The sequence below is a fragment of the Rhodococcus sp. R1101 genome (assembly GCF_000278445.1).
In the GTDB taxonomy this organism is placed as follows: domain Bacteria; phylum Actinomycetota; class Actinomycetes; order Mycobacteriales; family Mycobacteriaceae; genus Rhodococcus; species Rhodococcus gordoniae.
The window spans coordinates 1-10,303 of record NZ_AJVB01000099.1; the positions used below are offsets into that span (position 1 = coordinate 1).

A 10,303-nucleotide genomic window follows, 5' to 3' on the forward strand; every position below is an offset into this window, starting at 1 on the left:
GTGCCGAGACCGAGGCGAAGGAGATCAGCGCCGAGCGCTGTCTTCAACTCTTCCGTTTCACGTTCGTCGCGCTCGGCGCTGATCTCCTTCGCCTCGGTCTCGGCACTGCGGCCGAGCTCGTCGGCCGCGGCGTAGGTAGTGGCGGGCCGGAGGACCGCGCCTGCGACGGCGAGGGCACGCGCCCGGTTGTCGCGGGCGCCCTCGTCGACGGCGAGTCGCCGGGCTCGCCCCACGTGCCCCGCGCTGACGGATGCGGCCCACTGTGCCGTTTTCGGATCGATGTCGTCGGTGGCTTCGAGAACACGTGCGATGGCGTCGACGCTGGGCGTCACCAACCCGACGTGGCGGCAACGGGAACGCAGCGTCACCGAGATGTCCTCGGGATCGACCGACGGCGCGCACAGCAGGAAAACCGTTCGCTGCGGTGGCTCCTCGACCACCTTCAGCAAAGCGTTCGCGGCCCCTTCGGTGAGACGGTCGGCATCCTCGATCACCACGACCTGCCATCGCCCCGTGCTGGGGCGCCGCGACGCGACCTGCACGATGTCGCGCATCGACTTGACGCTGATCGTCAGTCCCTCGGGCACGACCCGCCGCACGTCGCCGTGCGTGCCGGCCATCGTGGTGGTGCATGCGTGGCATCGCCCGCAGCCGGGAGTCTCCTCATCGGTGCACTGCAGCGCGGCCGCGAAGCACAGCGCCGCGACGGAGCGCCCGGATCCGGGAGGGCCGGTGAACAGCCACGAGTGCGTCATCGCCGACCCCGTGTCGCCGCGACGGGCGGCAACAGCAGCCGCGACGAGTTCGGTCTCGACATCACGTTGACCGACGAGACGATCGAAGACCCCGGGCATGCGCTCAGCCTAACGATTGGCTCCGACCGATCCGTATCACGTGTCCGGAACATTCAAGACGGGCGTGGTTCCGGAGCCCTACCGTCGGGCCATGACCATTCACTTCTCCGCGGTGGGACTCGTCGTCGCCGACCTCGATCGGTCCTTCGCGTGCTATCGCGTGCTCGGCCTCGACCTGCCCGCCGAAGCTCCCGAGGTGCCGCACTTCGAGGCCATGCTCCCCGGTGGACTGCGCCTGATGTGGGACACCGTCGAGTCCGTCCGCAGCTTCGACCCGACGTTCGAACCGTCGTCCGGAAGCGGGGCGGCTCTGGCGTTCGACTGCAGCTCCCCAAGCGCGGTCGACGAGACGCACGCCGCATTGATCGACGCGGGGTGCACCTCGACGAAGGCCCCGTGGGACGCGTTCTGGGGACAGCGCTACGCGAGCGTGCTCGACCCCGACGGCCATACCCTCGACCTGTTCGCCGCGCTTCCGGGGTGACGCCGGACCAGTTCCCCGAGGGTGACGCCTGAGAGCGCACGCACCTCCCGGGCGAGATGCGCCTGGTCGCTGTACCCGCACTCCGCCGCGACACGGGAGAAGTCGTCACCGGCACGGGCGCGGGCGACCGCCCGACGGAACCGCAGCACCCGCGACAACATCTTCGGTCCGTACCCGTAGGCCCGGACCGATCGTCGGCGCAGCGTTCTGTCGCTCCAGCCGAGGTTCGCCGCGAGTTCCGTGACGGCCGTGCCGGCGGCCAGTGCCCGCGCGAGGTCGGCCATCGGATCGTGTTCGTCGACCGCCTCGCGGACGGCGCCGATCAGTGCGCCGACGGGATCGTGCTCGGCGCGACCCGCAAGGAGCCGGACACGGCGTGACGACCACAGGCCGTCGAGCGGAACCCGCCGATCGGTCAGCTCGCTCGCGTCGACGCCGAAGAACCGCGGCCCCACGCCCGGTTCGAAGCGGACCGCCGTCAACGGCTGCCTCGTCGCCAGATCGGAGAACTGCGACGTCGTGTCGGGGCCGGCGACGAGGAAGCCGTCGGCGTGCCGGATGAGGTCCGTGCATCCGTCCGGCAGCACGTGGGTACCGCCCACGCGGGCACCGGACGGCTCGGACCGCCACAGCGTGACGCCGGGCAATCCCGACGGTCGTTCGCGATACACACCGTGAGGCTAACGGCGTGATCCGACGAGAACGGTCAGTCGGTCGTCTTCTTCGCTGCGGCCTTCTTCGTCGTCTTCTTCGCCGTGGTCTTCTTGGCCGTCGTCTTCTTGGCGGTGGTCTTCTTCGCCGCCGTCTTCTTCGCGGTCTTCTTGGCCGGGCCGCGCGCGCGGCGGTCGGCGAGCAGTTCTGACGCCCGCTCGTCGGTGATCGTCGTGACCTCGTCGCCCTTACGGAGGCTCGCGTTGGTCTCACCGTCGGTGACGTACGGACCGAAGCGGCCGTCCTTGATCACCATCGGCTTGCCGCTCACCGGGTCGGTGCCCAGCTCGCGCAGCGGCGGTGTGGCCGCGGCCTGCCGGCCGCGCCGCTTGGGTTCCGCGTAGATCTTCAGCGCCTCCTCGAGGGTGACAGTGAAGATCTGCTCCTCGTTCGCAAGCGACCGCGAGTCGGTGCCCTTCTTCAGGTACGGACCGTAACGGCCGTTCTGAGCGGTGATCTCGTCGCCGGACTCCGGATCGGTACCCACCACGCGCGGCAGCGACAGCAGTTTCAGGGCGTCGTCCAGCGTGACCGTGGACAGGTCCATCGACTTGAACAGCGAACCCGTGCGCGGCTTCGGGCCGGCCTTCTTCGCGGTCTTCTTGGCCGGAGCCTTCTTCGCTGCCTTCTTCGCGACGGCCTTCTTGGTGGCGGTCTTCGTGCCGCCCTCCCCCTCGGACCCGAGTTCCTCGACGGGGATGGGCGTGACGTCGGGCTCGGGCTCGGGTTCCGGGTCGGGGATCAGTTCGGTGACGTAGGGACCGAAGCGGCCCTCACGCGCGACGATCTCGTAGCCGGTGGACGGATCGACACCGAGAACACGCCCTTCCTGCGGCGTGGAGAAGAGCTTCTCGGCGTACTCGAGGGTGAGCTCGTCCGGCGGAAGGTCGTCGGGCAGGTTGGCGCGCTGCGAGGTCGGCTCGGCCTCGGGATCGTCGGGATCGGTGATCATCCGTTCGAGATACGGACCGAACCGGCCCACCCGCACGTGGATCTCGCGACCCTCGGAGTCGTCGAACAGGCGGATGGAGTTGATCTCGCGGGCATCGATGTCCTCGAGGTTCTCCCCCACCAGCTTCTTCAGACCACCCTTGCGGGCGACCGACTCCTCGTGACCGTCGTCGCTGCCGAAGTAGAACCGCGTCAGCCAATCGGTGCGCTGCCGGTGACCGGAGGCGATCTCGTCGAGATCGTCCTCCATCCCCGCCGTGAAGTCGTAGTCGACGAGCTGAGCGAAGTGCGCCTCGAGCAGGCCGATCACGGCGAACGCCACCCACGAGGGCACGAGTGCGCTACCGCGCTTGTAGACGTAGCCGCGATCGAGGATCGTCTTGATGATCGACGCGTAGGTCGAGGGCCGGCCGATCCCGAGCTCCTCGAGCGTCTTGATCAGGCTCGCCTCGGTGTACCGGGCGGGCGGATTCGTGGAGTGACCGTCCGGATCGAGCTTCGTCGCGGTGACGGACGCGCCCTCGGACAGGTTCGGCAGACGCGACTCCGCATCGTCCGACTGTCCGCCGGCCTCCTCGTCGACACTTTCGACATAGGCCTTCAGGAAGCCCGCGAAGGTGATTGTGCGACCCGACGACGAGAAGGTGCACTCCTCGCCGGTGCCCGCGGTGCCGGTGATGCGCAACGTGAGCGTCGTGCCCCGCGCGTCGGCCATCTGGGAGGCGACGGTGCGCTGCCAGATGAGCTCGTAGAGCTTGAACTCGTCGCCGTCGAGACGCGAGTGCAGCTCGCCGGGGGTGGCGAAGACGTCGCCGGCGGGACGGATCGCCTCGTGCGCTTCCTGCGCGTTCTTGACTTTGCGGGTGTACTGGCGCGGCGTCGGGTGGACGAACTCGGCGCCGTACAACTGGGTGGCCTGTGCGCGGGCCGCCGCGATCGCCGACTCCGACAGCGTCGTGGAGTCGGTACGCATGTAGGTGATGTAGCCGTTCTCGTACAGGCGCTGCGCCGTGCGCATCGTGCGCTCGGACGAGAACCGCAGCTTGCGGCCCGCCTCCTGCTGCAGCGTCGACGTCATGAACGGGGCGTACGGCTTGCGCGTGTACGGCTTGCTCTCGGCCGACGACACCGTCAGCGCGGCACCGGCGAGTGCCTCTGCGAGGCGGCGGGCACGGTCCTCGTCGAGGACGACGACGCCGTTCGACTTCAGGTTCCCGTCGGCGCCGAAATCACGACCCGACGCGACCCGCGCACCGTCGACGTTGACCAGTCGGGCACCGAACGAGCGGGGGCTTGCGTCGGCACCGGCGTCCATCGTGGCCGCGATGTCCCAGTACTCGGCGGACGTGAACGCCATGCGCTCGCGTTCGCGCTGGACGATCACGCGGGTCGCCACGGACTGCACGCGACCCGCCGACAGGCGGGGCATGACCTTCTTCCAGAGCACCGGGCTGACCTCGTAGCCGTACAGGCGGTCGAGGATGCGGCGGGTCTCCTGCGCGTCGACCAGGTCGTTGTCGAGGTCGCGGGTGTTCTCGGCGGCCGCGCGGATCGCGGGCTCGGTGATCTCGTGGAAGACCATGCGCCGGACGGGCACCTTGGGTTTGAGGGTTTCGAGCAGGTGCCAGGCGATGGCCTCGCCCTCGCGGTCGGGGTCGGTGGCGAGGTAGAGCTCGTCGGCGTCCTTGAGCAGGCTCTTCAGTTCCGAGACCTTGGACTTCTTGTCGGCGCTGACGACGTAGAGCGGTTCGAAGTCGTGGTCGACGTCGACACCGAGGCGCGCCCACGACTCGCCCTTGTACTTGGCGGGGACGTCCGCGGCACCACGCGGCAGGTCTCGGATGTGCCCGACCGAGGCCTCGACGACGTAGTCGCGGCCGAGGTAGGGGGCGATCTTCCTCGCCTTGGTCGGGGACTCGACGATCACGAGCCGACGCGTGCCCGACGAACCGCCCGCAGTGCTCTTCTCCCGTGCTGCCACCGTGCCGCCCGCACCTTCCCTCATTGCCGACATGTCGCCTTGTTCGAAGACATGTATACCGACCCGTTCCCCAGACGCGGCCACACACAGGGTCGCACATCCTCGGGGAACGGCTCTTCACGAGTGATGATCACCCGGTTCCACGTACGGCCAGATCCGGCGTGCCGCGTCGGCGTCCGGAGGTGCGCCGATGTTCTCGACGAGCCTCGTCAGTCGCTTGCGACCGGAGATCCTCAACCCGGGACCACCGGTGCCGTGCGTACCGATGAGAGTCGGCGCGATTCCGGCGCGCATGAGCGCCTGCGCCAGGGAGGCATGGGTCTCGGGAGCGGCCGGATCCAGACCGAGAACATACTGTGCTCCCTCGACCTCCATACGACCGGACGCGAGGAACCAGGCGCGCTGGGCCCGCGAGGACGGAACCCAGCCGTCCGGGACCGTCTTGGTGTGGTCGCCGATCCACTGGGTGGCGAGCGGGACGAGAGCGCCGGCGGAGGCCGTGCCGACGGTGAACAGATCGCCGTCGGCGACGATGTCCGCCTCCACTCCTGTATCGGTCACGAGCCGGGCGATGGCACGAGCACGCCATTCGGCGTCGACCTCCACGGTCAGCACTGCGCCGTCGTCGGTGAGACGCGCGCGTCCGTGCGCCGCGAGCAGACCGCTCAGGTCGGCCGGAGCCGGCGGCATCGTGTCGGCGCCGAAGAAGGACAGTTGACTCACGGGTCCTCCTCTCGCGACTCCGCGAGCGCGACGAGCGAGGTCGTACGCTCCTTCGCGCACACCTCCCGGAAAATGCATCGTCCCCCATCACCTGAGGCGACGGGGGACGATCGGGCGAGGTTGTCGACCTTGCCCGGTTGCTCGCTCGAGCGGGTGGATCAGATTGCGCGCACGCCGGTGGCCTGCGGGCCCTTGGTGCCCTGACCGACCTCGAACTCGACTCGCTGGTTCTCCTCGAGGGTGCGGAAGCCGGAACCCTGGATCTCGGAGTAGTGAACGAACACGTCGGCGGAGCCGTCCTCAGGAGCGATGAAGCCGAAGCCCTTCTCCGCGTTGAACCACTTCACAGTGCCCTGTGCCATGCTTTTCCTTCTCTTTCTAACACCGGATTCGACGAACCGCCGGGTACGCGATCCGCCAGGTCCCGGTTCCGACCGCTGTACTTCTGGAGTCCCCCGTTGGAAGAGCTAAAGCACCGCGCTCGCAACCATCGATCCTGCGAGCGTGCACTTTTCCAAGTCTACGAACACAGAAGCTGCGACCGGGTGTCAGTCAACCACGTTCCGGGCACGGGCAACAGTAGGAATGGGCACAAACGTGCCAATCCTCTGATCTTGTTCACGTCTCGGTAGCATTACCCAGGGGTAGTTGTTGCTCCCATGTTACGGGCGGGCACTGATGCCACACTCGTCCCGGATCTCGGCCCCCACTCGTATCCGACAGACCTCGTATCCGACAGACCATCTCGTTCGACCCGCGGAGTACTGCGTGACCGGCTCGCCCTTCCTCCCCAGCGGCGACGCCACCCCCACCTACGGTCGCGAGCTACTCGAGCGGCTGCTCGCAGGCACCCCGTCGGGCGAGTCACCGCTGACCCACGTCGCGGAGATCCCGGCTCGGCCCGCCCGTCACAGCGACTGGCCGCAGTGGGCACACGACGACGTCGTCGCCGCGTTCCGAGGACAAGGCGTGCAGCGTCCGTGGCACCATCAGGCGAGTGCCGCCGACATCGCCGCCGGCGGCGAGCACGTGGTCGTCTCCACCGGCACCGCGTCCGGCAAGTCGGTGGCCTACCAGCTTCCCGTCCTCAGTGCCCTCGCCGACGACCCGCAGGCCACGGCCCTGTACCTGTCGCCCACCAAGGCGCTCGGCGCCGACCAGTTACGTGCGGTCACCGAACTGACCTCCGATATCGACGCACTGTCGACCGTGTGCGCGTGTGCCTACGACGGCGACACGTCCACCGAGATCCGGCAGTGGACGCGACGGCACTCGCGCTGGATCTTCACCAATCCCGACATGCTGCACCTGTCGCTGCTGCCCGCGCACGCACGATGGGCCCGGTTGTGGCGTCGTCTGCGGTACGTCGTCGTCGACGAGTGCCACTCCTACCGGGGCGTGTTCGGATCGCACGTCGCATTGATCCTGCGCCGGCTCCGGCGCGTGGCCCGCCGCTACGGCGCCGATCCCGTCTTCGTGCTCGCCTCCGCGACGACCGCAGAACCCGGGGCCGCAGCGTCCCGCCTCATCGGCGCTCCCTGCCGGGAGGTCACCGAGGACGGTTCACCGCACGGACCTCGCACGGTCGCCATGTGGGAGCCGCCCCTGCTGCGCGAGGTGACCGGCGAACACGGCGCCCCGGTACGCCGGGCCGCGGGCACCGAGGCCGCGCGTCTGCTCGCCGACCTCGTCGTCGAAGGCGCCCGCACGCTGGCGTTCGTCCGGTCGCGCCACGGCGCCGAACTCGCCGCCATGGGTGCACGCCGGCTTCTCACCGAGGCGGCACCGGATCTCGTCGACCGGGTGGCGGCCTACCGGGCGGGTTATCTCGCCGAGGACCGCCGCGACCTCGAGTCGGCGCTGTCCGACGGACGCCTGCTCGGGGTCGCCAGCACCAACGCCCTCGAACTCGGCGTGGACATCGCCGGTCTGGACGCGGTGATCGTCGCCGGTTTCCCCGGCACGGTGGCGTCGTTCCGGCAACAGGGCGGTCGCGCCGGACGCCGCGGGCAGGGTTCGCTCGTCGTGCTGGTCGCGCGGGACGACCCACTCGACACCTATCTCGTGCACCACCCGCAGGCACTGCTCGACCGGCCGGTCGAGGCGACGGTCACCGACCCGAACAATCCGTACGTGCTCGGTCCCCAGCTCCTCTGCGCCGCAGCCGAACTACCCCTCGGCGACGCCGAGGTCGACGAGTTCGGTGCGCTCGACGTCCTCACGGCCCTCGCGGAGCAGGGCCTGATCCGTCGCCGGCCGCACGGCTGGTTCGTCACCCCCGGTACGCAACCGCACGGCGATGTCGAGATCCGCGGCGGGATCGGCCATCAGATCTCGATCGTCGAGGGCGACACCGGTCGCATGCTCGGTACCGTCGACGCCGTCCGGGCGCCCGCGACCATCCATCCCGGCGCCGTGCACCTGCATCAGGGTGAGACATTCGTGGTCGACGAGTTGTATCTCGAGGACGGCATCGCCTTCGTGCACGCCGAAGATCCGGAATGGTCGACGAGCGCTCGGGAGATCACCGACATCTGCTGCATCTCCGTCGACGAACGACGGGAGTACGGACCCGTCACGGTTGCGTCCGTGGGGGTCGAGGTGACGCATCGGGTCGTCGGCTATCTACGTCGCCTGCCGTCGGGAGAGGTGCTCGATCAGATTCCCCTCGACATGCCCGAACACACGCTCGACACCCGCGCGGTGATGTACACGATCGAACCCGACCTGTTCGGCAGGATCGGGGTGACGCCCGATCGCGTGCCGGGCGCCCTCCACGCCGCCGAGCACGCCGCGATCGGTCTGCTCCCCCTGCTCGCGACGTGCGATCGCGGCGATATCGGCGGCGTTTCCACCGATCTGCACCCCGACACCGGGCTGCCCACCGTCTTCGTCTACGACGGGCAACCGGGCGGTGCCGGATTCGCCGACCGTGGTTACCACCGGATCGTCGAGTGGCTCAGCGCCACCCGCGACGCGGTTGCAGCCTGCGAATGTGCCGCGGGATGCCCGTCGTGCGTGTACTCCCCCAAGTGCGGCAACGGCAACGATCCGCTCGACAAGGCCGGGGCGGTCGCCGTCCTCGATGCCGTCCTCGCTGCGATCGGGGGATGACGCCGGCTCAGGCCACCGGCGCGACGCCGGCTCAGGCCACCGGCGCGCCCCCGGCCTCGGCCCGTTCGGCGGCCACCAGTGCGGCACGCTCCTCGCGCCGCCGCGCCTGCTCGGCAGGATCCGGGACGGGAACGGCCGCCAGCAGCCGCTTGGTGTACGGATCGGACGGCGAACGCAGGATGCGATCGGTCCGGTCGAACTCGACGAGTTTGCCGGCGCGCATCACGGCGATACGACGGGCCAGCACCTCGACGACGGCCAGGTCGTGGCTGATGAACAGACACGCGAAGCCGTACTCACGCTGCAGTTCCCGGAACAGCTCGAGCACCTTGGCCTGCACCGACACGTCCAGCGCGGAGGTGGGTTCGTCCGCGATCAGCAGTGTCGGTTCGAGAGCGAGTGCCCGCGCGATACCCACCCGCTGACGCTGTCCGCCGGAGAGCTGGTGCGGATAGCGGTTGCGCATGTCGCGGGGCAGATGTACCTGGTCGAGGAGTTCTTCGACCTTCTTGTCCCGCTGCGTGCGGTCCATCTCGGTGTGCAGCAGCATCGGCTCGGCGATGGACTGCCCGATCGGCCACCGCGGATTGAGCGACGAACCCGGATCCTGGAAGACGATGCCGATGTTGCGGCGCACCAGACGCAGGTCGCGCGCCGACATCTTCGTGATGTCGACACCGCCGACGGACAACGAACCCGAGTGCAATCCGACCAGGCCGACCGCGGCCTTGCCCATGGTCGACTTACCCGAGCCCGATTCACCGACGAGTCCGACGACCTCACCCGGTTCGATGTCGAGACTGACCCCGTCCACGGCGCGGAAACCGCTGTTGCGTCGGGCGCCGGGGTACTCGATCACCGCGTCTACGAGCCGGAGCGCGTGCTGCACGTCCGGAGTGTCGTCGGTACCCGCCTCACCGGCGCGCGAGCCGAGGTGAGGCACCGAGGCGAGCAGTTCTCGGGTGTAGGCATGCTCCGGCGTGCCGAAGATCCGATCCGATGTCCCCTGCTCGACGATCGCACCCTCGCGCATGACGATGATGCGGTCGGCCATGTCGGCGACGACACCCATGTCGTGCGTGATGAGCACGATCGCCGCGTCCACCCGCTCGCGCAGGTCGCGCATGAGCTGCAGGATCTCCGCCTGCACCGTCACGTCGAGGGCGGTGGTCGGCTCGTCGGCGATGAGCACCGACGGCTCGGATGCCAGGGCCTGTGCGATCATCGCGCGCTGACGCTGACCGCCGGAGAGCTGGTGCGGATAGTAGCCGACGCGCTTCTCGGGCTCGGGTATGTCGACGAGACGCAGCAGCTCGATCACGCGCTCCTTCGCCTCGGCCTTCGTCACGTCGGCGTGCGCGCGGATGGCCTCGGTGATCTGCCACCCGATCGTGTAGACGGGATTGAGAGCCGTCATCGGCTCCTGGAAGATCACGGCGATGTCCTTGCCGCGCACCGAGTTCAGCTCGCGTTCCGTCAGACCGA

Annotated in this window: 8 protein-coding genes; 2 read left to right on the forward strand and 6 right to left on the reverse strand. The window is 68.8% G+C overall.

The genetic code is table 11. The annotated features are described in order from the left end of the window. A partial coding sequence (locus R1101_RS0109195) for a DNA polymerase III subunit delta' (RefSeq protein ID WP_016933150.1) occupies nucleotides 1-854 on the reverse strand: 854 nt, incomplete at its 3' end. A 91-nt stretch (nucleotides 855-945) separates the two neighbouring features. Between R1101_RS0109195 and R1101_RS0109200 the strand changes: the two genes are divergently transcribed. Next, entirely contained in the window at nucleotides 946-1,338 is a 393-nt protein-coding gene (locus tag R1101_RS0109200; RefSeq protein ID WP_026003063.1) for a VOC family protein, read from the forward strand. Here the strand turns inward: R1101_RS0109200 and R1101_RS0109205 are convergent. The 4 genes from R1101_RS0109205 to R1101_RS0109220 all read right to left on the reverse strand — a co-directional run bounded on the left by R1101_RS0109205 (nucleotide 1,275) and on the right by R1101_RS0109220 (nucleotide 6,066). Continuing rightward, nucleotides 1,275-2,009 carry a helix-turn-helix domain-containing protein gene (locus tag R1101_RS0109205; RefSeq protein ID WP_016933152.1) on the reverse strand — a complete coding sequence of 245 codons (735 nt, stop codon included), beginning with the start codon at nucleotides 2,007-2,009 and terminating at the stop codon, nucleotides 1,275-1,277. The genes R1101_RS0109200 and R1101_RS0109205 overlap by 64 nt on opposite strands. Nucleotides 2,010-2,044: 35 nt before the next feature. Then, complete coding sequence (gene topA / locus R1101_RS0109210; protein WP_016933153.1) at nucleotides 2,045-5,005, reverse strand: type I DNA topoisomerase; 2,961 nt, start codon at nucleotides 5,003-5,005, stop codon at nucleotides 2,045-2,047. Nucleotides 5,006-5,098: 93 nt separating this feature from the next. Then, a complete protein-coding gene (locus tag R1101_RS0109215) occupies nucleotides 5,099-5,704 on the reverse strand; it encodes a hypothetical protein (protein ID WP_016933154.1) in 606 nt (201 codons plus the stop codon). A gap of 158 nt (nucleotides 5,705-5,862) precedes the next feature. Continuing rightward, nucleotides 5,863-6,066 carry a cold-shock protein gene (locus R1101_RS0109220; protein ID WP_005515803.1) on the reverse strand — a complete coding sequence of 68 codons (204 nt, stop codon included), beginning with the start codon at nucleotides 6,064-6,066 and terminating at the stop codon, nucleotides 5,863-5,865. Nucleotides 6,067-6,472: 406 nt separating this feature from the next. On the opposite strand from R1101_RS0109220, the gene R1101_RS0109225 reads away from it, so the two are divergent. Beyond that, the gene (locus tag R1101_RS0109225; RefSeq protein ID WP_016933155.1) at nucleotides 6,473-8,818 is read left to right on the forward strand and encodes a DEAD/DEAH box helicase; all 2,346 of its coding nucleotides are present in this window, start codon (nucleotides 6,473-6,475) and stop codon (nucleotides 8,816-8,818) included. Between the two features lie 31 nt (nucleotides 8,819-8,849). Here the strand turns inward: R1101_RS0109225 and R1101_RS26255 are convergent. Continuing rightward, nucleotides 8,850-10,303: dipeptide ABC transporter ATP-binding protein (locus R1101_RS26255; RefSeq protein WP_016933156.1), on the reverse strand; the 1,454-nt coding region annotated here is incomplete at its 5' end.

Bases quoted from the DNA above. Each gene is read 5' to 3' on its own strand.
- R1101_RS0109200 (WP_026003063.1), top strand. From the start codon at position 946: ATGACCATTCACTTCTCCGCGGTGGGACTCGTCGTCGCCGACCTCGAT.
- topA (WP_016933153.1), bottom strand. From the start codon at position 5,005: ATGAGGGAAGGTGCGGGCGGCACGGTGGCAGCACGGGAGAAGAGCACT.
- R1101_RS0109220 (WP_005515803.1), bottom strand. From the start codon at position 6,066: ATGGCACAGGGCACTGTGAAGTGGTTCAACGCGGAGAAGGGCTTCGGC.